Raw genomic sequence first — 23,539 nt, forward strand, 5'->3', positions numbered from 1 at the left:
GGTTCGTGACCGGGTAACAGCATCCGACAGTCGGCGGGCCCGGATCGCAGGCGACCGCCTGCTCTGACCGTACCCCGCAGGAGGGTCTGACCGTACCCCGCAGGCGGGCGATCGGTGCACGCGAGGCGGCGGTAGGATGACACCGGCGCAGTCTTCACGAAAGGATCTCCCGAGGATCATGACCCACACCCACTCGACCCCGGCGGATTCCGCACCGGCACGAACAGCGGCTCCCGCTTCGGACGACTCGGACAAGAGGGTCAAGGAGACCGTCGGATTCGCCGCACAGAATCCGGATGTCGACCAGCCGTACGCGGAGCTGGGACTGAAGAGCGATGAGTACCAGAGGATCCGCGAGGTGCTCGGGCGCCGCCCGACGTCGGCGGAACTCGCGATGTACTCCGTCATGTGGTCCGAGCACTGCTCCTACAAGTCCTCGAAGGTCCACCTCCGCAAGTTCGGCGAGAACGTCACCGACGACATGAAGAAGGACCTGCTGGTCGGGATCGGCGAGAACGCGGGCGTCGTCGACATCGGCGACGGCTGGGCCGTCACCTTCAAGGTGGAGAGCCACAACAGCCCCAGCTATGTCGAGCCCTACCAGGGCGCTGCGACCGGCGTCGGCGGCATCGTGCGCGACATCATCTCCATGGGCGCACGTCCCGTGGCCGTCATGGACCAGCTGCGCTTCGGCGAGATCGACCACCCGGACACCGCCCGTGTCCTCCCCGGCGTCGTCGGCGGCATCAGCGGGTACGGCAACAGCCTCGGCCTGCCGAACATCGGCGGCGAGACAGTCTTCGACGCCAGCTACCAGGGCAACCCGCTCGTCAATGCTCTGGCTGTGGGAGTCCTCCGCCACGAGGACATCCGCCTGGCCAACGCGTCCGGCACCGGCAACAAGGTCGTCCTCTTCGGCGCCCGCACGGGCGGCGACGGGATCGGCGGCGCGTCGATCCTCGCCTCTGAGTCGTTCGACGACACGAAGCCCTCCAAGCGCCCCGCGGTCCAGGTGGGCGATCCCTTCGCGGAGAAGGTGCTCATCGAGTGCTGCCTCGAGCTCTTCCGCGCGGGCACCGTCGAAGGCATCCAGGACCTCGGCGCCGCCGGGATCAGCTGTGCGACGTCCGAACTCGCATCGAACGGCGACGGCGGCATGCACATCACCCTCGAGGACGTCCTCCTCCGCGATCCGACGCTCACTCCCGAAGAGATCCTCATGTCGGAGTCCCAGGAGCGGATGATGGCCGTCGTCCGCCCGGACCGGCTCGAGGAGTTCCTCGCGATCACCGGCAAGTGGGAGGTCGAGGCGAGCGTGCTGGGCGAGGTGACCGACACCGAGCGCCTGGTCATCGAATGGCACGGCGACGTCATCGTCGACGTGCCGCCGCGCTCCGTCGCCCACGACGGCCCCGTCTACGACCGTCCGATGGAGGTCCCCTCGTGGACCGACGCGACGCGTCAGGACACGGTGTCCGCCGCGGGGCTCGCCAAGCCTCAGACCGACCAGGAGGTCCGCGACACGCTGCTCACCCTGATCGGCTCCCCCAACCTGGCCTCGAAGGAATGGATCACGCAGCAGTACGACCGGTATGTGCAGGGCAACACGGCCCTGTCGTTCCCGGACGACGCAGGAGTGATCCGCGTGGACGAGCAGACGGGGCGCGGGATCGCCCTGGCCACGGATGCGAACGGCCGGTACAGCTTCCTCAGTCCCTCGGAGGGCGCCAAGCTCGCCCTGTCGGAGGCCTACAGGAACGTCGCGACCTCCGGCGCCCGACCCCTGGCCGTGACCGACTGCCTCAACTTCGGTTCCCCCGAGGACCCGGCGATCATGTGGCAGTTCGGGCAGACCGTGGACGGCCTGTCCTCGGCATGTGTGGACTTCGGCATCCCCGTCACCGGCGGCAATGTCTCCATGTACAACCAGACGGGATCCACCGCCATCCACCCGACCCCGGTCGTGGGCGTGCTCGGTGTGTTCGACGACGTCGGACGGGCCACCCCCAGCGGCTGGCGCCTGCCCGGCCAGACGATCTACCTGCTGGGCACCACGGAGGATGAGCTGGACGGGTCCGCATGGGCGGACGTGGTCCACAGCCATCTGGGAGGGGTTCCGCCGCAGTACCGACCGTCCGCGGAGCGCGGCCTCGCGGAGATCCTCATCAACGCATCGCGCGACGGCATGATCGATGCCGCGCACGACCTGTCCGAGGGCGGTCTCGCCCAGGCGCTCGTGGAGTCCTCGCTGCGGTGGGGCGCAGGTGCGCGGGTCTGGCTCACGGAGCTGCTCGAGCGCGACGGGATCGACCTCTTCACGGCGCTGTTCTCCGAATCGACGGCGCGTGCGATCGTCGCGGTGCCCCGCAGCGAAGAGGTGCGCTTCTCCGACATGTGCACGGCTCGCCGCTTCCCGTTCGTGCGGATCGGCATGACCGACACGGGCGATGAGTCGCACCCGAACGCACTCGAGTTCGTCGACCACTTCACGCTGACGCTGGACGAGCTGTCTGCCGCACACGGCGCGGCCCTCCCCCGCCACTTCGGCTGACGTCCTCGGACTCAGCGGCGAAGCCCCCGGCAGATGCCGGGGGCTTCACTCATCCACTGATGCGGTGCGCTGCCGCGGGTCCGAAGCCCGCGGTGGTCTTCGTCAGTCGATGAGGTCGTGGCGCACGATCGACTGCTCACGATCGGGGCCGACGCCGATCACGGAGATCCGGCAGCCTGACAGGCGCTCGAGCGCCTCGACGTATGCCTGAGCGTTCGGAGGCAGGTCCTCGAAGGTCCTGGCCCCGGTGATGTCCGACTGCCACCCGTCGAAGTGTTCGAAGATCGGCTTCGCGTGGTGGAAGCCGGTCTGCGTCATCGGCATCTCGTCCTCGCGTACGCCGTCGACGTCGTACGCGACGCACACCGGGATGGTCTCGAGCTCGGACAGGACGTCGAGCTTCGTGAGCACGTAGTCGGTGAAGCCGTTCACGCGTGCCGCGTAGCGGGCGACGACCGCGTCGTACCAGCCGCACCGGCGCGGACGACCCGTGTTGACGCCGAACTCTCCGCCCTTCGTCTGCAGGTGCTCGCCCATCGCGTCGAAGAGCTCTGTGGGGAACGGTCCTGCACCCACACGGGTGGTGTACGCCTTGACGATGCCGACGACGCGGTTGATCCGCGTCGGACCGATCCCGGCCCCCACACATGCTCCGCCCGCCGTGGGGTTCGACGACGTCACGAAGGGGTACGTCCCGTGGTCCACGTCGAGCATGGTCGCCTGGCCGCCCTCCATGACGACCAGCTCGTCACGGTCCAGCGCCTCGTTCACCAGACGGGAGGTGTCCGTGACGTACGGCTGCAGGCGGTCCGCGAACGACAGGAAGTAGTCGACGGTCTCATCGGTGAGGATCGCCCGACGGTTGTAGACCTTCACGAGCAGCTCGTTCTTCTGCCGCAGCGCACCCTCGACCTTCTGGCGGAGGATCGACTCGTCGAAGAGGTCCTGGACGCGGATGCCCAGACGACCGGCCTTGTCCGAGTACGTCGGGCCGATCCCCCGGCCCGTCGTCCCGATGGCGCGCTTCCCCAGGAAGCGCTCGGTGACCTTGTCGATCACCTGGTGGTAGGGAGCCACGAGGTGCGCATCCGCAGACACGCGCAGCTTCGACGTGTCGGCTCCGCGGGACTCGAGCATGTCGATCTCTTCGAACAGCGCCTCGAGGTTGACGACGACGCCGTTGCCGATCACCGGTGTGACGTTGGGAGACAGGATGCCGGCGGGAAGGAGCTTCAGCTCGTACTTCTCACCGCCGACGACGACGGTGTGTCCGGCGTTGTTGCCGCCGTTCGGCTTGACGACGTAGTCGACTCGGGTGCCGAGGATGTCCGTCGTCTTCCCCTTGCCCTCATCGCCCCACTGGGCGCCGACGACGACTAATGCTGGCACTGCGATCACCTCACGCGGAAGACGGACTATGCGGGCCAAGCCTACCGCTCGCAGGCCGCCGCGGAACGCATCGTCCCTGCAGACACGCTCTGTTCACCTGGTCGAGGACGGTCGTTATGATCAGCGGCATGGTCGACGTCCTCTTCCTCTGCACCGGGAACATCTGCCGATCCGCCTATGCTGAGCGCCGCGCGCGGCAGCTGTTCCCCGGGTCGGCCATCGCCAGCGCCGGCACTCACGCGATGCGCGGGTGGGGCGTGGATGAGAACCTGGCAGAGGTGCTCATCGAGCGCGGCGGCACGGCGGACGGGTTCAGCGCACGGCAGCTGACGGAGCCGATCGCACGCGAGTCCCGGCTGATCCTCTGCGCGACGCGCGAGCACCGCGCATTCGTCCTGGATGCATGGCCCGACCTCGCCGACCGGACCTTCGTCATGAGGGCGTACGCGCAGGATCTGGGGACAGCGCCGAGGTCCCCACTGTGGAGCGCGCTGCCTCCGGCGGATGGTCGCCCCGCGCTCACGCGCAGGGACGACATCGCGGACCCGTACCGTCTGGGGTCCCCCGAGGCGGTACGGACCGCCGACGAGATCGACGAGGTGCTCCGTGCTGTCGAGCAGGCGCGGGGCTGACGCTCAGGCCATGCGGTTGCCGGCCGAGCCGAGGTGCCGGCACGCCTCGGCGATGCGGTCCGCCATCGAGGCCTCGGCGGCCTTCCCCCATGCACGGGGGTCGTACATCTTCTTGTCGCCCACATCCCCGTCGATCTTGAGGATGCCGTCGTAGTTCTTCATGACGTGGTCGACGACCGGGCGGGTGAACGCGTACTGCGTGTCCGTGTCGATGTTCATCTTCACCACGCCGTGGCGCACCGCCGTCGCGATGTCCTGCTCGGAGGAGCCCGACCCGCCGTGGAAGACGAGGTCGAACGGCCGCTCCCTGCCGACCTCGGCACCGATCGTCTCCTGGATCTCGCCCAGGAGCTCAGGACGCAGCTTCACGTGCCCCGGCTTGTACACGCCGTGCACGTTGCCGAACGTGAGAGCCGTGAGATAGCGGCCCTTCTCACCCGAGCCGAGCGCCTCGATCGTCGCCCGGGCGTCGTCGACGGTCGTGTAGAGCTTCTCGTTGATCTCGTTCTCCACGCCGTCCTCCTCACCGCCGACGACGCCGATCTCGATCTCGAGCAGCGTGTTCGCCTGATTCGACAGCTCGAGCAGCTCCTCCGCGATCGTGAGGTTCTCCTTCAGCGGCACGGCGGATCCGTCCCACATGTGCGAGCCGAAGAGGGGCCCCTCGCCGCGCTTCACCCGTTCGCGGGAGACCTCGAGCAGCGGCTTCACCCAGTCCTCGACAGCGTCCTTGGGCGCGTGGTCGGTGTGGAGGGCGATGTTGACATCGAAGGACTTCGCCACTTCGTGGGCGTACACCGCGAAGGCGATCGCACCTCGGACCCGGTCCTTGACGGTCGGCCCGGAGAGGTACTCCGACCCGCCCGTCGAGACCTGGATGATGCCGTCGGACTCCGCCTCCGCGAATCCCCGGATCGCCGCATTGATCGTCTGCGACGACGTGCAGTTGACCGCCGGGTACGCGAAGCCGTTCGCCTTCGCACGGTCGATGAGTTCGGAGTAGACCTCGGGGGTGGCGATGGGCATGACGACTCCTTCTGTCTGAGGCTGTTGTGCCTCATGGTTCCATCCCGCCGCGGAATCCTCCACCGCGAACGGCCGGGGCGGGACTACCCCCGCTTGAAGCGTGCGAGGAGCCCCCGCGCGCGGCCCTCGCCGCTGTGCTCCTCCTGCGGCGGCCGATCCTGTGCGGAACGGTCGAACGGCCCCGTCGTGCGCGCGAGCCGGTAGTCGATCCGGTCGTCGATCCGCGTATCGACCTGGCGGCCGAGCGTGTCGTCGAAGTCCTCGGCCAGCTGCTCGCTGAACCACTCGTAGCGCGCCCGCCGTTCGAGCTCGTCGCGCCGCGCCTGGTCCGCACTGAGGCTCCGGAAGGTCGCCCAGCACATCAGGAGGAGGATCACGCTGAAGGGAAGCGCGGTGATCAGCGACCCTGCCTGCAGCGCGGTCAGCCCGCCCGACAGCAGGAGCGCGATCGCCAGCAGTCCCTCGAGCAGCGCGAACATCACGCGGGACCACGTCGGGGGGTTCGGATGTCCGCCCGAGGCCAGCATGTCGACCACGAGCGAACCCGAATCCGATGAGGTGATGAAGAAGATCGCCACGAGGATGATCGCGATCACCGACAGGATCCCGCCCAGGGGGAGGCCTCCGAGCATGTCGAAGAGAGCCGCCTCGGGGAGGACGCCCTCCTCGCCGACCAGGTCACCGGCACCGAACAGCTGGCGGTACAGCCCGGCTCCCCCGATCACCGAGAACCAGAAGAAGCCGACGGTGGTGGGCACCAGCAGCACGCCGGCGATGAACTGGCGGATGGTACGTCCACGCGAGATGCGCGCGATGAACACGCCGACGAAGGGCGCCCAGGCCATCCACCAGCCCCAGTAGAAGATCGTCCAGCTCGCGGCCCAGTCGGCTCCCGCATCGCCGGTGTAGGCGCCCGCGTCCAGGGTCATGCCGAGGACTTCGGAGAAGTAGACGCCGAGCGACTGCGCGAAGTTCTGGAACAGGAAGAGCGTCGGTCCCAGCAGCAGCACGGAGATCAGCAGCAGTCCCGCCAACGACAGGTTGATGTTGGACAGCCACTTGATGCCCGTGCCAAGACCGGTGATGACGGAGGCCGTCGCGAGGAAGGTGATGACCACGACGAGTATGACCAGCAGCGTGTTGCTCGCCGTGTCGACCACGCCCATCGACATCAGGCCCGACGAGATCTGCTGCACGCCGAGTCCCAGGGACGTCGCGATGCCGAACAGTGTGCCGAAGATGGCCAGGACGTCGACCACGTCGCCGAGCCAGCCCTTGACACGATCCCCGAAGAGGGGCTCGAGCGCCCAGCGGATCGAGACCGGACGGCCCCGGCGATGGATCGCATACGCCAGGGCCAGGCCGATGACGGCGTAGGCGGCCCAGGGATGCAGGCCCCAGTGCACGAAGGTCTGTGCCATGGCCAGCTGGGCCACGTCGATCTCCATCCCCGGGATGACCGAGGTGATGCCCTCCGCGGTGGTCTCAGTGCCCGGCCAGCCGGGCTTCGGTCCGCTGGTCGCGAACGTCAGCGGCTCGCCGACGCTGTAGAAGACCAGGCCGATGCCCATACCCGCGGCGAAGAGCATGGCGAACCAGGAGAACACGCCGAACTCGGGCTTCTCGCCGTCCTTGCCGAGCGTGATCCTGCCGAACCTGGAGAACGCGATGACGATCACGAAGACGATGAAGACCGCGATGACGATCTGGTAGAACCAGCCCAGGTTGCTGACGATCCAGTTCTGCGTCCCCGTGAGCGCCGTGTCCGCAGCCTGTGGGAAGACGATGGCGAACAGCGCGAAGGCGAGGACGATGATCAGCGACGGCCAGAACACGGCCGGAGCGATGCTCCCCCTGCCCAGCCGCACCCCCTGGTGCTTGAGCTTCTCCGTGATCTCCGCATCCGTGTCCGTGTCCGAGATCGGCGCCGGCGCGGGATCTGCTGTGGGGGCGGCACCGGCGCCTGCCGACGCTCCCGGACCAGCAGTGGGGCCCGAGGCATCCGCCGGCTCTGCGGAGGGCACTCCCTCCCCTGTCGCGACATGGTCATCGTCCGCTGTGGACATGGATTCCTCCCCTGGCCCGATCCTCCACCACGCCCCCCACTGCCGAGGCAGTGGGCTCTGCGGCGAATTCGAGCGTCGTCGTCGTTCGCTGCACTGGCTCCAGTGAAACAAGAATCCGGGCTACTGTCACGAAGACGGGGGAGACCGCCGGTTCACGGATGCGGCGTGCGCGCGTCTCCTCCGGTCGGGTCAGCCCTCTGGGCGCACTACTCTGGAGCCATGCTGAGAACTGGAGGCCGTCGGGCCGTTGCCTCGTGGGCACTCTGGGACTGGGGATCCGCCTCCTTCAACGCAGTCATCGTGACGTTCGTCTTCGCGCCGTACCTGACCACGGGTGTCGCTGCGACGGAGGAGGCGGGTTCACAGGCGCTGGGCTGGGCCACAGCCGCCGCGGGGCTCGTCATCGCCCTCGTCGCTCCCGCTGCCGGCACCCGCGCCGATGCGGGGGGACGGCACAGATTCTGGCTGGGCTTCCACACGTTCGTCGTCGTCGCCTGCATGGCCGCGATGTTCTTCGTCAGGGACACCCCGGGGCACCTGTGGCTGGGCCTGGTCCTCCTGGCACTCGGCAATGTGTTCTTCGAGTTCGCCGAAGTGTCGTACAACAGCATCCTCCTGTCGGTGTCCACCCCCAGCACCGTCGGCCGGATCTCCGGGATCGGCTGGGGCATGGGCTACCTCGGCGGACTGGCCCTCCTCGTCCTCCTCCTCTTCACCGTCATCAACCCGGAGGTCGGCTGGTTCGGCGCGGTCGACGAGGACGGGCTGCGCTACCGCATCGTGGCGGTGCTCGCCGCGGCGTGGTTCGCGGTCTTCGCACTGCCCGTCCTCTTCTTCGCTCCTCGTTCGCCCGTCCCGTCCGGATCCGAAGACTCAGGCCAGGCCGCGGCGCGCGGGCAGTCGGGACTGTTCAGCAGCATCCGACTCTTCCTGGCCGACTACCGCCGCCTCATCCGTCGCATCGTCAGGATGTGGCGCGAGGACCGCCTGACTCTGCGCTTCCTCATCGCCTCCGCGGTCTTCCGCGACGGCCTCGCGGCGATCTTCGCGTTCGCCGGGGTTTTGGCCGCCGGCTCCTACGGCCTCTCCGCGTCCGAGGTGATCATGCTGGGTGTCGCGGCGAACGTCTCCGCCGGGATCGGCGCGATCGCCGCGGGCTGGATCGATGACAGGGTGGGATCCTCCGCGGTCATCATCACCGGACTCGTCTGCCTCATCGCTGGAACCGTCCCCATCGCGATCTCCGACTCGCCCGCCGTCTTCTGGACCACCGCGGTGTTCATGTGCCTGTTCGTCGGTCCGGTCCAGTCCTCCTCACGCGCCTACCTCGCACGGATCACGCCCCCCGAGGAGGCCGGTGAGAACTTCGGCCTCTACGCGACCACGGGTCGCGCGGTCAGCTTCCTGGGGCCCGTCATGTTCGCGACGTTCATCGCGCTCCTGGGGTACCAGCGGGCAGGTGCTCTGGGCATCGCGCTGGTGCTGATCGCGGGCCTTCTGCTCTTCTGGACGTTGCGTCGGTCACAATCCGGGTCGCTGTCGGCTGAACGATCGTCCAGTTAATTGGTAGAATCACTCCGACGATCGGCATCCGGCATGCGCCGGAGCGCCCCGATTCCCACACAGGAGTGTTCATGGATCAGTTACTGAATCAGGAAGAGCGGGAGTTCGCTCAGCACATGCGCGACTTCTACCGCACCGAGATCCCTGAGGCGATCCGGTACAAGGTCGCCACCGGACAGGAGATGGGCAAGGACGACCTCGTCACGACCCAGCGCATCCTCAACAAGCACGGGTACGCCGTGCCCAACTGGCCCGTCGAATGGGGCGGTCAGGACTGGACGCCCGTGCAGCGTCACATCTGGCTCGAGGAGATGCAGCTGGCATGCGTCCCCCAGCCGCTCGCATTCAACGCCTCCATGGTCGGCCCCGTCATCGCGGCATTCGGCAGCCAGGAGATCAAGGAGCGCTTCCTCCCGGCCACGGCCAACATCGACATCTGGTGGTCGCAGGGCTTCTCCGAGCCGGACGCCGGTTCGGACCTCGCGTCGCTGAAGACGTCCGCTGTCCGCAAGGGCGACGTCTACATCGTGAACGGCCAGAAGACCTGGACGACGCTGGGACAGTACGGCGACTGGATCTTCATGCTGGTCCGCACGGACCCGACCGTGAAGAAGCAGGCCGGCATCTCGTTCCTCCTCATCGACATGACGACGCCCGGCGTCACGGTCCGGCCGATCGAGCTCATCGACGGCAGCGTCGAGGTCAACGAGGTCTTCTTCGACAACGTCGAAGTCCCCGTCGAGAACCTCGTGGGCGAGGAGAACAAGGGCTGGACGTACGCGAAGTTCCTCCTGGGCAACGAGCGCACCGGCATCGCCCGCATCGGCACATCGAAGGTGAACCTCGCACGCGCGAAGGCGTACGCGGCGATGACGAGGACGTCGCGCGGCACCCTCCTGGACGACCCGATGTTCTCCGCACGCCTCACGAAGCTCGAGGCGCGTCTCACCGCTCTGGAATTCACCCAGCTGCGCATCCTGTCCACGCAGGTGGCGGGCAACGACCAGCCGGACCCGCGGTCCTCCGTCCTCAAGCTGCACGGTTCGCAGCTGCAGCAGGACATCACCGAGCTGCTCGTCGACGTGCTGGGCCCGCAGGGCCTGGACTTCATCGAGGCGCCCGCCACGGCGGACGGCTTCACGGATCTGCCCACGGCATCGGTCGACGCGATCCGCGATTACTTCAACTACCGCAAGGTGACCATCTACGGAGGCTCCTCCGAGGTCCAGCGCGGCATCATCAGCAAGGCCATCCTGGGCCTCTGACACATCGACTTCATCGGATTAGGAGACACAGATGGACCTTGAACTCACTGATGAGCAGCGCGAACTGAAGTCGACGGTGGCGCGCCTGCTGCGCACCGAGTACGACGCTGCCGCACGCGAAGAGATCCTCCGCTCGGAGAAGGGCTGGAGCGAGGAGAAGTGGCAGACATTCGCCGAACTGGGCCTGTTGGGCCTGCCGTTCAGCGAGGACTACGACGGTGCGGACATGGGCTTCGCCGAAGTCGCCGTCGTCATGGAGGAGTTCGGACGCGCACTCGTCCTCGAGCCCTACCTGTCGACGGTCGTCCTGGGCGGCGGACTGGTCGACGCGGCGGGCACGCCGCAGCAGAAGCAGGACATCCTGCCCGGCCTGATCGAGGGTGAGAAGCTGCTGGCCTTCGCAGGCTACGAGCCCACGAGCCGCTACGACCTCACTGCCCCCTCGACCACCGCAGCGGATTCCGGCAGCGGCTTCGCCGTGAGCGGCGAGAAGTCGTCCGTGCTCGGTGCCGCGGATGCGCACACGTTCGTCGTGTCCGCCGCCGTGGACGGCGGCGTGGGCCTGTTCCTCGTCGATGCGGACGCGCAGGGCGTGACGGTCGAAGGACGCATGCAGGCCGATGGCATCCGCGCCGGATCCGTCGTGTTCGCCGATGCTCCGGCGACTCGCTTGGGCGCCGGCGACGCGAGCGCGGTCATCGAACGCGTCGTGGACACCGCGAACGCGGCGCTCGCCGCGGAAGCGGTGGGGGCGATGGAGGCTTCGCTCACCATGACGGCGGAGTACCTCAAGACCCGTGAGCAGTTCGGTGCTCCGATCGGTGTCAACCAGGTGCTCCAGCACCGCGCCGCCGACGCCTACGCGACGCTTGAGAGCGCGAAGTCGATGGCGCTGTACGCGAAGCTCGCCATCACCGGCGAGGAGAGCGCCGACGAGGGCGCGGGCGATTCGAAGTCGCGTCACCGCGACGTGCTCGCATCGAAGCTCATCATCGATGACGCATCGCGCGAGATCAGCCAGGAGTCGATCCAGATGCACGGCGGCATCGGCATGACGATGGAGTACCCCATCGGTCACTACGCCAAGCGCCTCACCGTCATCCCGCGCACGTTCGACGACGTCGACACCGTGTCACAGGAACTGGCATCACTGGGCGGGCTCATCGAGCCGGAGGCCGCAGACCTGAGCTGAGAAGTCCTGAGCTGAGAAGTCCTGGGCTGCCACTGAGCACACATGCGTGCTGAGTGACCGGGCACATGATGGAGGGGCCGTCCCGTGTGGGACGGCCCCTCCATCATTCAGCCGCGCGCCTCAATCATCCGCGCGTCGCCTATTCCTGCTCAGCGTGGCGGGTGCGGCCCGGGCGGTGGACCCTGCTGCGGGTCGGGCCGCTGCGGTGGGTCCTGGCCGGGTCGTGGGTCCTGGCCGGGCTGTGGGTCCTGGCCCGGCTGCGGCGGTGCGAATCGACGAGGGTCACCGCCCCCGCTGTTCGGCGCACCCTGCGACTGCGGTGGGGGAGTCCCTCCAGGCTGCTGTCCGTAGGGCCCCTCTGGTCCGGGCCCCGACGGCCCCGGCTGGCCGTACTGCCCCGGCTGGCCGTGCGGTCCCTGCGGTCCGGGCCCCGATGGCCCCGGCTGGACGTGCGGCCCCGGCTGGCCATAGGGTCCCGGCCCCGACGGCCCTGGCTGGACGTGCGGCCCTGGCCGGCCGTACTGCCCCGGCTGGCCGTGCGGTCCCTGCGGTCCCGGCCCTGCCGGCCCCGGCTGGCCGTACTGCCCCGGCTGGCCATAGGGCCCCGGCTGTCCGGCCCCCGCATGTGGCCCGGGAGGAGGAGGACCTCCGGGATACTGTCCCGGCGCAGAGCTCATGGCGCCCGGCGCAGCAGCGGCGCCCGCGTGCATCCTCTGCTGCGAGCCTCCGGCCTGGCCGGTCTTCTTCCTGCGGAGCACGACGATCAGGACGATGGCGCCCGCTGCGATGAGCAGGAGGACGAGCACACCCGCAACGACGAGGACTGCGATCCAGGGGAAGCTCGACGCATCGCCTGTGGCGCTGAGAGTGTCGCCGTCGTAGTCGCGGAGGTTCCATGTCGCTGTGCTCCCGTCGATCTCCGCACCTTCCGCGGAGACCACGCCGCCCGGGAACGTCACGGCGACCACCGCTTCATCGAACATCGACCGCGCAGACGGCATCCCGCTCGCGGAGCCGTACGGATCGGCACTGTCCATCCCCGCCACGAGCGGATTCGTCATCGAGAAGGTGATCTCGCCGTCGGCGCTCTCGACCTGGATCCCCTCGACACCCACGTCGCCGAGCCCTCCGCCACCGCTCTGGAACTCGGAGGCCGGCACTGCGTCGAACGCGGCGCGCATGCCGATGTAGCCGTCCTCGTCATCGACGCGCTCGACGGTCGTGCCCGCAGGGATCTCAGGGTCCGACTGCGCTTCCTGGACGGCATTGTCCAGCTCCTGCGAAGGGTCGGTCGAACCCATGTCCTCCAGGGCGACGGGGTCGACGAGGATCTCCATCGCTCCTGTGAGGTTCTCCTCCGCATCGACCTGGAAGTCAGCATTCAGCTTCACGCAGCCGCTCAGCAGGAAGAGGAGGACAGCTGCGACCGCGGTCGCAGCGAGTGGCCTGGAACGAGTACGCCGTGCGGGGGCGATCATGGAGGGCTCCATTCGAAGGGGGACGACGGGGGCCAATCTATCAGCGGCTCAGTGAGGACCCTGTGCGAAGACATGACGGCGGACCCACGCGTGCATCGCGATGGCGGCGGCCGCTGCCGCGTTCATCGAACGGGTCGATCCGAACTGGGCGATCGACAGGACTGCGTCGCACGCCGCGTGGGCCTCCCGGCTGAGACCGGGCCCCTCCTGCCCGAACAGGAGCACGCACTCCGCAGGCATGTCGAACGTCTCCAGATCGACGGAATCAGGGAAGTTGTCGATGCCGATCAGCGGCACGCCGGCCTTCTCTGCCCAGGTGACGAGCTCTTCCACGTCCGCGTGATGGTGGAGGTGCTGGTAGCGGTCTGTCACCATCGCGCCGCGGCGGTTCCACCGCCGGCGACCCACGATGTGCACGGCGGCGGCGTTGAACGCATTGGCCGTGCGCACCACAGATCCGATGTTGAGATCGTGCTGCCAGTTCTCGACCGCCACGTGGAAGCCGTGCCGGCGCTGGTCCAGGTCCGCGACGATCGCGTCCATGGACCAGTACCGGTACCCGTCGACCACATTGCGACGGTCACCGTCCGCCAACAGCTGAGGATCCCACTGATCGCCGGTGGGGGTGGGACCCTCCCAGGGCCCCACCCCCACCGGCGTGCTGTCGGACTCGGTCACGCCGAGGACTTCGAGGCGCTCCGCACAGAGATGCCGGCCTTGCGGCCCGAGCGGCCCGCGCCGCGCAGCAGCGTGCGCTGGTAGGCCGCAGACGCGAGCCAGAAGACGATGACTCCCACCAGCGCCGAAGCACCTGCAGACGCGAGACCCTCCCACCACTCGGCCTGACCGGCGAGGTAGCGCATGGGCATGGCGACGGGCGCTGTCAACGGCGTGTACGAGAGCCAGAGCAGGACGGTCTCCTGCGAGCGCAGCACGAGCGGCGCCAGGACGCCGCCGACTGTGAGGAGGACGACTGCCGCATATCCGATCCGGCGTACCCGTCGCGACGCGCTCGTCGCAACCCACAGGTGAGCGGCGAGGACGATGAACACGGTCATCAGCGCGATGAGCGCGAACCATCCCAGGACGGGCAGCAGAGCCATCGCGATCGTGGTCTGCTGTCCGATCGACAGGCCGACGAGCAGCGCGCCGACTGCGATGAGCGTGAATGTCAGAGACAGCAGCGTGAGTCCGTAGACACGGCCCCACGCAGATGCGCGGGCGGGGATCGTGGAGGCGATCACCTCTGCGAGCCGGTTCCGCTTCTCCGTCCGGAGGTTCTGATAGAGCGCGGCCCCCAGCGTCAGGCCCGCAAGGGCCACGACGACGCCCAGGCCCCACGCCACGGGGTCGCCCAGGACCGGTGCTACCGCCGGCTGCTCGAGGTAGTCGACCGGGACCGGCTGGTTGAGCTTCGCGAGGATCGCCTCCGGGTCGCGGTTGAGCGCGAGCAGGGACGCGGGCTGCATGCCGGTCGGGTCGAGGACGTAGACTGCGCCGGCTTCGCCGCTGCGCAGCATGGCCTCGCCCGCTGCCTCGTCCTCCACAGAGACCACGGGAAGGCCGATCTGCTGCGCGAACGCATCCGACTGCTCCTGACCGACGCCGACGACCGCGAGGGTGTCTGAGCCCTCGCCCTCGCCGGGACCTGCGCCTGCCTGCTGGAACCCGATGATGAGGGCGGCGATGACTGCCACTCCCAGCAGGAGCGAGGTCACGTAGAAGAGGGGGCTGCGGGAGACCGACGAGGTCTCGCGGTGCGCCACGAGATACGCCGCCTGCGACGCGGTGAGGTCGTGGAACTCGCTCACGAGGCCGGTCTTCGGCACTCCTGCGGGGTCCGGTCGATCCTCACGCAGCTCTTCGGGGACCTCGTCCCCGTCGCCCACCTCGATGAAGTCGTCGGCCAGCTCCGGCTCAGCGATCGCATCGTCCTCGGCCGCCTCGTCCTCGACCACCGGATCGGTGGGGAGGTCGTCCGTCGGATCGACCTCGTCATTGCGCTTCTTGTCCACCATGTGCTTACACCGACTCCTTGAACAGGTCTGCGAGGTCCCGCGTGGCCGGACCGAACGCGCGTACGTCCTCCGTCGCGCGCACGGCGGCGACCGCTTCATCTTCGTCGACCGCGTCGAACGCGACCGTGTCCGCGTCGACGACGACGTCCGTCGCGCCAGCGTCCTCCAGCGTCGCGACTGCCGCGACGGCAGCCGCTGCATCCGCGTAGCGCACCGAGTACGTCGTGGCGTCTCCCTGGAGGGAGTCGAGCGTCCCCTCGGCCAGGATGCGTCCGTGCGACAGGACGATGAGATCGTCCGCGTGGTCCTGGGCGAGGCGCCACTTGTCCGTCGTGAAGAGGACGGGCACTCCAGAGTCCGCGTGGTCCTTCAGCAGCTGGAAGACCGTTGTCGCCGACTCTGCGTCCAGTCCGTCGAACGGCTCGTCCAGGAGCACCACGTCCGGGTCCGAGGCGAGGACGGCGGCGATGTCCACGCGCGCCACCTCGCTGCCTGAGAGGTGGCTCAGCTGGGCGTACGCCCGATCCGACAGGTCGAGGCGCGCCAAGAGGGTGACGGCGTTCTTCTCCGCCGCACCGAGTGTCATCCCATGGAGTCGCGAGAGGTAGACGATCTGCTCGAGCACCTTCATCCGCGGGTAGCCGCCGCGCTCACTGGGGAGGTAGCCGAAGTTCTGGCGATCGCCGAACCCCAGCGTCGTGCCGGCCAGTTCGATCGTGCCCTCATCCGCGTCGATGAGCCCCATGATCGTGCGGACCAGTTCCGTCTTCCCCGACCCGCGCAGGCCGACCACCCCGGTGAGGCGTCCCGAATCGGCGGAGAATGAGACGTCTTTGAGGTAGGTCTTTCGGCCGTGGGAGACCGTCAACCCCTTCACTTCGAGCACTTGATCGTCCTTCTGCATGTCGGTTGTGCGCACGCCGTGTCGAGCTCACATGGGCAGACGCTGTTGGAACGCCTAGGTCAGTCTGGTGTTGCGCGGCCGCGCGAGCAAACCGCTGCGCGCTGGAATCAGAGGCTTCGCGGTAACCTCTCAGCCGCTGATGGCGCTCAGTCCAAGCCGAGGTCGTGCGTGCTCAGCGCGGCGAGGTACGGCACCCCGGCCTCCTTCTCCACACGTTCCCTGGCACCTGTGTCGCGATCCATCACGACGACGACGCCGACGACGTGAGCGCCGGCTTCACGCAGAGCGGCGACCGCGTCGAGAACCGAACCGCCAGTCGTCGACGTGTCCTCGACGGCGATGACACGCCTGCCCGTGACATCGGGGCCCTCCACGCGCCGGCCCATGCCGTACTGCTTCGCGGCCTTCCGCACGACGAAGGCGTCGAGCGGAGTGCCGCGGACTGCGGAGCGGTGCAGGACCGCCGTGCCGACGGGATCGGCTCCCATGGTGAGGCCGCCGACCGCCTGGACTGCGTCCGGACCCTCCAGCATCCCGTTCTCGTGGAGGAGGTCGAGGACGACATCACCGACCAGCGGTGCCGCCCGGTGCTCCAGGGTGACGCGGCGGAGGTCCAAGTAGTAGTCGGCCTCCATTCCGGATGCCAGGGTGACGCGTCCGCGGACGACCGCGAGTTCATCGATGAGCGCCAGGAGGCGCGAGCGGTTCACAGCACTGTCTGTCATGTCCCTCATCCTAGAACCGTCCGACGCCGTCCGGGATCCCGGCGTCTCACAATCGCGCGCCCCGACGCCCACCGGACCGCGCACGTGCCTTCCTCCGCGCGCGTCCGAATCCACCGCTGAGGTCGCGCACCACGGAACGCGGAAGGCACTGCGCAAGGGCGTGGACCGCCTTGTAGCGGATGCTCGGAACGCTCACGACGGCTCCCGACCGTGCGTCGCGCAGCGACTCCGCCACCACGTCCTCGGCCTCCAGCCACGCCCAGTCCGGTCCCGCACGGCGCACCCGCATCCGATCGTGGAACTCCGTCTTCACGAACCCGGGCAGGACCGCGGTGACCGTCACAGGCGTGTCCGCGAGCTCCTCCGCGAGGGACTCGGTGACGAGGAGTGCGGCGCTCTTCACCGCCGAGTACACGCCGTAGGCGCCCAGGGCCGCGAGTGAGGAGACCGTGAGGATCCCGCCCCTCCCCCGCTCCTCCATGCGACGTGCGGCGCGCACGCTGAGGATCGTCACCGCGCGCAGCATGACCATGTCGCTCGCGATGAGTCGTTCGTCGTCCGTGCCCCGCATGGACGTCTTGAGGCCGAAGCCCGCGTTGTTGACCAGCACATCGATGCGCACGCGGTCGATGAGGTCCGCGAGGTCGTCGATCCCCTCCTGCGTCGCGAGATCGACCGCCCGCACGTCGGCGGTGATCCCGTAGCGGGCCATCAGCTCGCATGCGCACTCGTCGAGAGTGTCGCGTCCGCGGGCGGCGAGGACGAGGTCGTAGCCGTCGGCGGCGAGCTGCCGGGCGTACTCCCGCCCCAGCCCCGCGCTCGCTCCCGTGATCAGTGCCCGCGGCCTGCTCCGGTCCGCCGCGACGCCCGCTCGCATCGTCTCGACCGCCGCCGTCATGCCGACCGGTCCGCTCGCGTCGATCCCTGCGGGAGGCGGACGGTCAGCGACTGTGCGCAGTGCGCGACCGGTCCCCGCTCATCGTGGAACACGCCGTGGGTGACGCCGATCCCGCTGTCGCCGAACGCCACGTCGATGTCCACCCCGACAGGGCCCGGGACCGGCTGTCTCATGAGGTGGAGGGTGAGGTCGACGTTGGGGAAGAAGACCTGTCGCGGGTCCTCTCGCACGGCGAATCCGTTCATCGCGTCGCAGAACTTCACGAATCCTGCGTACGCGCCGTCCGGTTCGCCGTCGACCAGCGGCACATCCGTGTCGACCCAGAGCCTGCGTCGTCCGGGGCGGCCGCCCGGGGCCTCGGCGCCGGTGAGCGATCCGATGTATCCGCCGGGCCAGACCTCCGACATGTTCCGGGCCTCACTCGTGTCCCGTGCGGGCAGGGGATCCGCCTCCGCGCCCATGACGGAGGACGTGTCGGATGCGACGAGCCGCCACACGCGCGCCGTCACCGACGTTCGGACGCGTCCCGGCACGGCCGGGCGACCGGGGCCGTCGCCCGTGGCCGGGACCTCGGCGGCGCCGGTGTGCTCGGCACGGTGGACCATGCGGGCCTCGACGAGCTCGATGGTGCGGCCGGGGCGGACGACGTCGACCTCGATGTCGAACTCACCCGAATGGATGACGCCCAGGATGTCGAAGGTGATCCGCGAGATGAGCTTGGACGACGGGAGCGCGCGCTCCAGTTCGTGGATGACGAGCCCCGACGCGGCGGCCATGTGCTGTTCCCCGTCCTGCCACGCCCCCTGCGAGTGGAGCGTCGAACGGAACGAGTGGTCGCCGGTGCGGACGAAGTACGCGTGCGGGACAGGGGTGCTGTCCGCGCCGATGTGATGGTTCAGGGCTGCAGGCATGACCCCAATCTATCGATCGTTCGGCTCGCTGCACGACAGTCCGGCACTGTGAGCGTCCCACGGCTCTGCTCCGCTACGGTTGGCCCATGCGCATCGCAACGTGGAACGTGAATTCGATCAGGGCCCGGGCGGAGAGGATCGGAGCGTGGCTCGACCGGTCCGACGCGGACGTGCTGGCCATCCAGGAGCTCAAGTGCAAGGACTCGCAGTTCCCGCATGAGATCTTCGACGAGCGCGGGTACGAGGTGGCGTTCCACGGGCTCGATCAGTGGAACGGCGTCGCGATCGCCTCCCGCATCGGGCTGGACGACGTGGAGATCGGCTTCGACGAGATGCCGGGCTTCGGAAAGGAGTCCGCTGTGGAGGCGCGTGCGATCTCCGCCGTGGCCGGCGGCGTGCGCGTGTACTCCCTCTATGTGCCGAACGGCCGCGAGGTCGACCATCCGCACTACACCTACAAGCTCGAGTGGCTCGAGAAGCTGCGTGCGGTCGCCGCCGCCCGGCTGGCCGCCGACGGCGACGAGAGGTTCGTGCTCACGGGCGACTTCAATGTCGCACCGCTGGACGAGGACGTGTGGGACATGGAGGCCTTCGACGGCGCGACGCATGTGTCCGACCGGGAGCGCGCCGCATTCCAGGCACTGGTGGATGCGGGCCTCACAGAGACCTCACGGCCGTTCACTCCCGGGCCCGGCGTCTACACGTTCTGGGACTACCAGAGGCTGCGCTTCCCCAAGAAGGAGGGCATGCGCATCGATTTCCAGCTCGCCTCCCCCGCGCTCTCCCAGACCGCCACCGCCGCGATGATCGACCGCGAGGAGCGCAAGGGCAAAGGCGCATCCGACCATGCGCCGGTCATCGTCGACTACGACGTGTGAGCCTCGTCGCCGACGAGTGATCGCAGGCTCCGACATGTGATGGGCGCCGGCGCTGTTCCGCCGGTGCGGCGCTACTGCCCCTCGATCCTCCACACCGGCCGTGCGCCGTCGTCACCCGGATGGACGACGGACACGGGCAGCGGCGGGTCGAGGGGGAAGCGGAAGCCGCCGGCACGCGCCTGTTCCGCGGCACGGTTCCGCACGTCCTCGCCCTCCAGGTTCAGCTGCAGGTCCCCGTAGCGGAAGGGGCTGAGGGAGAACAGGCGCCGGCGCAGCGCCCACGGCAGGTACTCGGGCTTCACCGGCTGGTCCGTGATCTGCCCGCTCCCCCGCGGCCCGTCGACGTCGATGACGACGCTCACCCGCCGCAGGTCGCCCTCCTTCGTCCGCAGCCCGGGCGACCGCGGCACCACCGTCACGACGGCGCTGCCCACAGACCCCGGCAGCGCGTCCACGTGCGCCGGGACCGCGGCGCGACCAGGTCGGGACCGACGGATCATCATGAGCACGAGGACGATGGCAAGGCCGAAGACGACCAGTGACCCTACGGCCATGACGATGAAGAGGAGGACGCCCAGGTTCATCATGCGCCCACCCTAGTTCTGCTCCGCAGGGGACGGCGAGGGCGTCACGGTCACGGTCTCCGCGGGCGGTGCGGGTCGAGCGACGCCCGCCGCGCTCGCGTACCGGTCCGCAGTGCCTCGGACCGCCTCCACGTAGTCGAGGGACGAGTTGTACGACATGACGGCCTTCTCCCATCCGGGAGCGGACGACAGCGATCCGCCCGTGCACAGGTACGCCGCTGCCGTGAGCGCCGCGTCGTCGATGTTCTGCGGGTCCTCCACCCCGTCACCATTGCCGTCCCGCGCGTGCGCTGCCCACGACTGGGGGATGAACTGCATCGGGCCCACCGCCCTGTCGAACTCCTCGTCGTCGTCGAGTTCGCCGTCGTCGGTGTCTTCGATCTCCCGGACCCCGCGACCGTCGAGACGCGCACCGATGATCGGCTTCGACACGTCCCCGGACTCCTCGATCCGGCCGCCGTCGGTCCGCCCGTGGTTCGTCTCCACCTCGCCGACGGCGGCGAGCGTGTTCCATCCCAGACCGCATGACGTCTGGTTCTCGCCCGCCCACACCGCCGCACCCACGTAGGCCTGCAGGGCACGCCGAGGGATATCGGTCGACTCCGCTGTCGCGTCCAGCCACTCGGAATCGACGACGCGCGGCATGTCTCCCGCATCCGCCGGCCGGGCCGCCGGCAGCGGTGGCGCATCGGGCGCCTCCGCAGCCTCCTGCTGCGCGAGGTCCTGCTCCTGAGCCTGCGACTGCGGCGCCTGGGTCGCCAGTGTGAGGAACAGCGCCCCGGACCCCAGGAACAGCGCCCCGGCGACCATCGCCGCGATCGCCACGAACATCCGTATCGGTTTCCTCATCAGCGTCTCGTCTCCCTCATCACGACCACCAGGATCGCCAGCAGCAGCACCAGCGCGAGCCCCATGCCGACGCCGCCCACGGCCCACCAGGCCTGACCGAGCGCCGTCGTGGACCGGTCCTGCGTCTGCGCGTCGGTCCCGCCGTCTCCCTCGTCCGTCGCCGATCCACTGGCCGGCTGGGCCAGTTCGGTCGCGAGCGACGCGTCCGGGCACTGCGAGAACAGCGCCAGCACAGTCGCGCCCGGCGTGGCCGAGGCGAAGCGATCGCCGACGGCGAAGTCCAGCGCCATCCGTTCGTCGTCATCGACGGTCAGCGCGACCGTGTACTCACCGGGCTGGTCGAAGCCGAACACCATCCCACCGGAGCCCCCCGGCTCCACGGCCCCGGTCTCCCCGTCGCCCAGGCCCCTGCCCGACTCCGTCATGAAGACCCGCACCTGTCCCGGGCCGTCCACCTGCTCGACCGTGAGGTCGACGGCCTCGTCCGCGTCCGCGGCACTCCAGTGGAAGCCCGGCGCCGTCGCAGAGCCCGTCGCCAGGTACTCTCCACCCGCATCCACGAATCCGTTGATCCCCGCCGGAGCGGACCGCCGGGAGGTGTCCCCGATCACCACGCTGCTTCCCTGCGGGAGAGCGGTGCCCCCGTCATCGGCAGTCACGTCCAGGGCGGCGGGCGCCACGCCCATCGTGAACTCGCCGCTGCGCACCTGACGCGGTGCTTCGCCGTCGACCGGGCACGTGAGAGCCGTCGCCGGTGCGGCGACGACCCGGGTCGCATCGTCCTCGTCCTCGTCCTCGTCGTCCTCGTCGCCGCGCCCGGGGCTGCCGTCACCATCGGAGTCCTCGGAGGCGTCGATGCCGCCTGCATCCTCGGGGTCGCCCCGATCCTCGACGCCGGAGTCGTCATCACGGTCCTCGTCCCGGTCTCCATCGCGGTCGGAGTCGCCCTCTCCCGAGCCGTCGTCGCCCTCGGGGTCAGGCAGGTCGATCTCCTCGCCGGCCGCCTCGTCGCTGCAGTCCACCGTGCTCGGGCCTACGTCCCCCACGAGGAACGTGAGCACCCCGTCGGGCTCAACACCACGGGTCTCCGGGGCGGACCCGTCGTCCGGCGCTCCTGACACGTCGTCCTCAGCCGCACCGTCTGCCGCACGCACAGGATCGAAGACGTCATCGGACGCATAGGCCACGCAGTACGCACCCGCCTCCGTGAACGACCACGTCGCATGCGCGTCGCGCGTAGGGCCCCACCTGTAGGAGGACGAGTCCTCGCCGGTGCGGAGTTCCTGCTTCCCGTTCCCGAGTCCTGCGAACACCCCGTCCGTCGTGTGGTTCCGGTAGGTCGCGGTGGCGCCGCCCGGAGCCGCGACGAGCTCGAGGCCCAGTGCGTGCACCGCCCGCTCCGCACCGGACAGGTCCAGTCCGGGTCCGGTGACGGCGGACTCCGTCCGACCGTCCTCGACTCTGTACACGCTCTCCCCGGCCGCCGGGTCCTGAACCAGGGCGTCATGCGGCGAGCTCGAGACGAACCGCGTCGACCAGGCGCCGTCGTCGGAATGCTCCGGTGCGGCATTGGGCTGCGCCCCTGCCTCGTCGCAGGTCTCAGCGAGCTCCGGAGAAGGCTCGGGTGCGTCCTCGTCCGGGGTCGGCGTCGGAACGTCGGCGGTGGCAGTGGGCTCCGGGTCCTCCGGCGGGTGCGTCGGCGGGTCCGCGGTGAGGTCCGGGCGCGGTTCCCCCGACGGCGAGAGGGCCGTGATCGTGGGAAGCGGCTCATCGGGAGCGTCGGTGGGGACGGTGGCGGTGGGAGAGGGCTGAGGCGCGTCTTCGTCATCGCCCTGGCCCTCCTGGAGGAACGTGAGCACCGTGCCCATGCCCGCCCCGCGGGGTTCGGACCCTCCGGAGGACACCGATCCGGACTCTGCCCCAGCGCAGAAGACGATCCCACCGGTTCCGTCTGCACCAGGGGAGCCCGCGTCCGGTCCTCCGTCGCCGTCCAGTGCAGGGATCTCCATCTCCTCCAGATCGAACGTCCACGTGGCATCGATCGGATGGTCCAGGTCGAACGCGGGGTGTGGAGAGTCGTCGCGGCCGAGGCCCGCCAGCCGGCGCTCCCCGAACCCGTCGCCGCGGGTCTCCACGGTGACTGCCGGGCGGCCCATCAGCGGTGTGCCCAGCGAGCCGTCGGGACTGATGGAGTACGCCGTCACCCCCGTGAGGACAACCGGTCGCGGCTGCTCCGTGGCGGGCACGCCTCCCGGTTCCAGTCGCAGATCCGCCGCACCCCCGTCGTCGAGGTCGATGACGGCCTCCCCTGCGGGCACGGGGCCGCTCTCCGCGGGACGGGGCGGGGCGTCGGCCGCCTCCCACATGAACCCGGTGCCGCCGGCGCCCACCGTGAGGATTCCGAGGGACCCGACCGAGGCCTCGGCGTGGTCCGATGTCTGCGGCTGCGCGATCGCGAACAGTGCTGGAACAGCGACGAGCGCTGTGGTCACCGCCGCGCAGACGACGGGAGGCAGACGGTCCAATGACACGAGGGTACTACTCCGAACTCTGATGTACTGCCTGGTGAACGACCTGCTGAGGCAACCAGACGGAATCGACGAAAAGGTG

At 69.0% G+C, this 23,539-nt stretch carries 19 protein-coding genes; 6 read left to right on the forward strand and 13 right to left on the reverse strand.

Annotation, left to right across the window (positions count from 1 at the left end; translation table 11 throughout):
- Window positions 1–178 precede the first annotated feature (178 nt).
- Window positions 179–2,551 carry a phosphoribosylformylglycinamidine synthase subunit PurL gene (gene purL, locus BJEO58_RS07055; RefSeq protein ID WP_101588757.1) on the forward strand — a complete coding sequence of 791 codons (2,373 nt, stop codon included), beginning with the start codon at window positions 179–181 and terminating at the stop codon, window positions 2,549–2,551.
- A 102-nt stretch (window positions 2,552–2,653) separates the two neighbouring features.
- Here the strand turns inward: purL and BJEO58_RS07060 are convergent, their stop codons facing one another.
- The gene (locus BJEO58_RS07060; protein WP_101588758.1) at window positions 2,654–3,940 is read right to left on the reverse strand and encodes an adenylosuccinate synthase; all 1,287 of its coding nucleotides are present in this window, start codon (window positions 3,938–3,940) and stop codon (window positions 2,654–2,656) included.
- A 128-nt stretch (window positions 3,941–4,068) separates the two neighbouring features.
- Between BJEO58_RS07060 and BJEO58_RS07065 the strand changes: the two genes are divergently transcribed.
- Window positions 4,069–4,572, forward strand: a complete 504-nt coding sequence (locus tag BJEO58_RS07065) for an arsenate reductase/protein-tyrosine-phosphatase family protein (protein WP_180951859.1) — start codon at window positions 4,069–4,071, stop codon at window positions 4,570–4,572.
- Window positions 4,573–4,575: 3 nt separating this feature from the next.
- On the opposite strand, the gene fbaA is transcribed toward BJEO58_RS07065, so the two are convergent.
- Together fbaA and BJEO58_RS07075 are read right to left on the reverse strand one after the other, a co-directional pair.
- Complete coding sequence (fbaA, locus tag BJEO58_RS07070) at window positions 4,576–5,598, reverse strand: class II fructose-bisphosphate aldolase (protein WP_101588760.1); 1,023 nt, start codon at window positions 5,596–5,598, stop codon at window positions 4,576–4,578.
- An 83-nt stretch (window positions 5,599–5,681) separates the two neighbouring features.
- Window positions 5,682–7,664, reverse strand: coding sequence for a BCCT family transporter (locus BJEO58_RS07075; RefSeq protein ID WP_101588761.1), 1,983 nt, complete (start codon window positions 7,662–7,664; stop codon window positions 5,682–5,684).
- A 219-nt stretch (window positions 7,665–7,883) separates the two neighbouring features.
- On the opposite strand from BJEO58_RS07075, the gene BJEO58_RS07080 reads away from it, so the two are divergent.
- The 3 genes from BJEO58_RS07080 to BJEO58_RS07090 all read left to right on the forward strand — a co-directional run bounded on the left by BJEO58_RS07080 (window position 7,884) and on the right by BJEO58_RS07090 (window position 11,684).
- A complete protein-coding gene (locus BJEO58_RS07080) occupies window positions 7,884–9,227 on the forward strand; it encodes an MFS transporter (protein ID WP_101588762.1) in 1,344 nt (447 codons plus the stop codon).
- A gap of 71 nt (window positions 9,228–9,298) precedes the next feature.
- Entirely contained in the window at window positions 9,299–10,492 is a 1,194-nt protein-coding gene (locus BJEO58_RS07085; RefSeq protein WP_101588763.1) for an acyl-CoA dehydrogenase family protein, read from the forward strand.
- A 31-nt stretch (window positions 10,493–10,523) separates the two neighbouring features.
- Window positions 10,524–11,684 carry an acyl-CoA dehydrogenase family protein gene (locus tag BJEO58_RS07090; RefSeq protein ID WP_101588764.1) on the forward strand — a complete coding sequence of 387 codons (1,161 nt, stop codon included), beginning with the start codon at window positions 10,524–10,526 and terminating at the stop codon, window positions 11,682–11,684.
- Window positions 11,685–11,833: 149 nt separating this feature from the next.
- On the opposite strand, the gene BJEO58_RS14950 is transcribed toward BJEO58_RS07090, so the two are convergent.
- From BJEO58_RS14950 to BJEO58_RS07125, 7 genes are all read right to left on the reverse strand, one after another.
- Window positions 11,834–13,162, reverse strand: coding sequence for an LppM family (lipo)protein (locus BJEO58_RS14950; protein WP_180951860.1), 1,329 nt, complete (start codon window positions 13,160–13,162; stop codon window positions 11,834–11,836).
- A 48-nt stretch (window positions 13,163–13,210) separates the two neighbouring features.
- The gene (locus BJEO58_RS07100; RefSeq protein ID WP_101588765.1) at window positions 13,211–13,840 is read right to left on the reverse strand and encodes a TrmH family RNA methyltransferase; all 630 of its coding nucleotides are present in this window, start codon (window positions 13,838–13,840) and stop codon (window positions 13,211–13,213) included.
- A complete protein-coding gene (locus tag BJEO58_RS07105) occupies window positions 13,837–15,180 on the reverse strand; it encodes an ABC transporter permease (RefSeq protein ID WP_180951861.1) in 1,344 nt (447 codons plus the stop codon). The genes BJEO58_RS07100 and BJEO58_RS07105 overlap by 4 nt, the downstream gene beginning before the upstream one ends.
- Before the next feature lie 4 nt (window positions 15,181–15,184).
- Entirely contained in the window at window positions 15,185–16,066 is an 882-nt protein-coding gene (locus tag BJEO58_RS07110) for an ABC transporter ATP-binding protein (protein ID WP_101588767.1), read from the reverse strand.
- A gap of 164 nt (window positions 16,067–16,230) precedes the next feature.
- Window positions 16,231–16,809: an orotate phosphoribosyltransferase gene (gene pyrE / locus BJEO58_RS07115; protein WP_101588768.1), complete on the reverse strand. Its 579-nt coding sequence runs from the start codon at window positions 16,807–16,809 to the stop codon at window positions 16,231–16,233.
- A 46-nt stretch (window positions 16,810–16,855) separates the two neighbouring features.
- Window positions 16,856–17,707 (reverse strand): SDR family NAD(P)-dependent oxidoreductase, encoded by an 852-nt coding sequence (locus tag BJEO58_RS07120; protein ID WP_246076117.1) that lies wholly within the window; start codon window positions 17,705–17,707, stop codon window positions 16,856–16,858.
- Window positions 17,704–18,618, reverse strand: coding sequence for an acyl-CoA thioesterase domain-containing protein (locus tag BJEO58_RS07125; protein ID WP_101588769.1), 915 nt, complete (start codon window positions 18,616–18,618; stop codon window positions 17,704–17,706). Before BJEO58_RS07125 ends, BJEO58_RS07120 begins: the two co-directional genes overlap by 4 nt.
- Before the next feature lie 86 nt (window positions 18,619–18,704).
- Here BJEO58_RS07125 and BJEO58_RS07130 point away from each other — a divergent pair, with 86 nt between their 5' ends.
- A complete protein-coding gene (locus BJEO58_RS07130) occupies window positions 18,705–19,496 on the forward strand; it encodes an exodeoxyribonuclease III (protein ID WP_101588770.1) in 792 nt (263 codons plus the stop codon).
- 71 nt (window positions 19,497–19,567) lie between these two features.
- On the opposite strand, the gene BJEO58_RS07135 is transcribed toward BJEO58_RS07130, so the two are convergent.
- From BJEO58_RS07135 to BJEO58_RS07145, 3 genes are read right to left on the reverse strand one after another with little or no spacing between them, the layout of a single operon-like run.
- Complete coding sequence (locus tag BJEO58_RS07135) at window positions 19,568–20,083, reverse strand: hypothetical protein (RefSeq protein ID WP_101588771.1); 516 nt, start codon at window positions 20,081–20,083, stop codon at window positions 19,568–19,570.
- Window positions 20,084–20,092: 9 nt separating this feature from the next.
- Window positions 20,093–20,929, reverse strand: coding sequence for a lytic transglycosylase domain-containing protein (locus BJEO58_RS07140; protein WP_101588772.1), 837 nt, complete (start codon window positions 20,927–20,929; stop codon window positions 20,093–20,095).
- Window positions 20,929–23,454 (reverse strand): hypothetical protein, encoded by a 2,526-nt coding sequence (locus BJEO58_RS07145; protein ID WP_101588773.1) that lies wholly within the window; start codon window positions 23,452–23,454, stop codon window positions 20,929–20,931. Before BJEO58_RS07145 ends, BJEO58_RS07140 begins: the two co-directional genes overlap by 1 nt.
- Window positions 23,455–23,539: the final 85 nt, after the last annotated feature.

The sequence above is a fragment of the Brevibacterium jeotgali genome, from assembly GCF_900169175.1.
GTDB lineage: Bacteria > Actinomycetota > Actinomycetes > Actinomycetales > Brevibacteriaceae > Brevibacterium > Brevibacterium jeotgali.

Excerpts from the sequence above, each read along its gene's own strand:
- fbaA (WP_101588760.1), bottom strand. The coding sequence starts at position 5,598 with ATGCCCATCGCCACCCCCGAGGTCTACTCCGAACTCATCGACCGTGCG.
- BJEO58_RS07130 (WP_101588770.1), top strand. The coding sequence starts at position 18,705 with ATGCGCATCGCAACGTGGAACGTGAATTCGATCAGGGCCCGGGCGGAG.
- BJEO58_RS07120 (WP_246076117.1), bottom strand. The coding sequence starts at position 17,707 with ATGACGGCGGCGGTCGAGACGATGCGAGCGGGCGTCGCGGCGGACCGG.
- pyrE (WP_101588768.1), bottom strand. The coding sequence starts at position 16,809 with ATGACAGACAGTGCTGTGAACCGCTCGCGCCTCCTGGCGCTCATCGAT.
- BJEO58_RS07105 (WP_180951861.1), bottom strand. The coding sequence starts at position 15,180 with ATGGTGGACAAGAAGCGCAATGACGAGGTCGATCCGACGGACGACCTC.
- BJEO58_RS07125 (WP_101588769.1), bottom strand. The coding sequence starts at position 18,618 with ATGCCTGCAGCCCTGAACCATCACATCGGCGCGGACAGCACCCCTGTC.
- BJEO58_RS14950 (WP_180951860.1), bottom strand. The coding sequence starts at position 13,162 with ATGATCGCCCCCGCACGGCGTACTCGTTCCAGGCCACTCGCTGCGACC.
- BJEO58_RS07090 (WP_101588764.1), top strand. The coding sequence starts at position 10,524 with ATGGACCTTGAACTCACTGATGAGCAGCGCGAACTGAAGTCGACGGTG.
- purL (WP_101588757.1), top strand. The coding sequence starts at position 179 with ATGACCCACACCCACTCGACCCCGGCGGATTCCGCACCGGCACGAACA.
- BJEO58_RS07135 (WP_101588771.1), bottom strand. The coding sequence starts at position 20,083 with ATGATGAACCTGGGCGTCCTCCTCTTCATCGTCATGGCCGTAGGGTCA.
- BJEO58_RS07085 (WP_101588763.1), top strand. The coding sequence starts at position 9,299 with ATGGATCAGTTACTGAATCAGGAAGAGCGGGAGTTCGCTCAGCACATG.
- BJEO58_RS07075 (WP_101588761.1), bottom strand. The coding sequence starts at position 7,664 with ATGTCCACAGCGGACGATGACCATGTCGCGACAGGGGAGGGAGTGCCC.
- BJEO58_RS07080 (WP_101588762.1), top strand. The coding sequence starts at position 7,884 with ATGCTGAGAACTGGAGGCCGTCGGGCCGTTGCCTCGTGGGCACTCTGG.
- BJEO58_RS07140 (WP_101588772.1), bottom strand. The coding sequence starts at position 20,929 with ATGAGGAAACCGATACGGATGTTCGTGGCGATCGCGGCGATGGTCGCC.
- BJEO58_RS07065 (WP_180951859.1), top strand. The coding sequence starts at position 4,069 with ATGGTCGACGTCCTCTTCCTCTGCACCGGGAACATCTGCCGATCCGCC.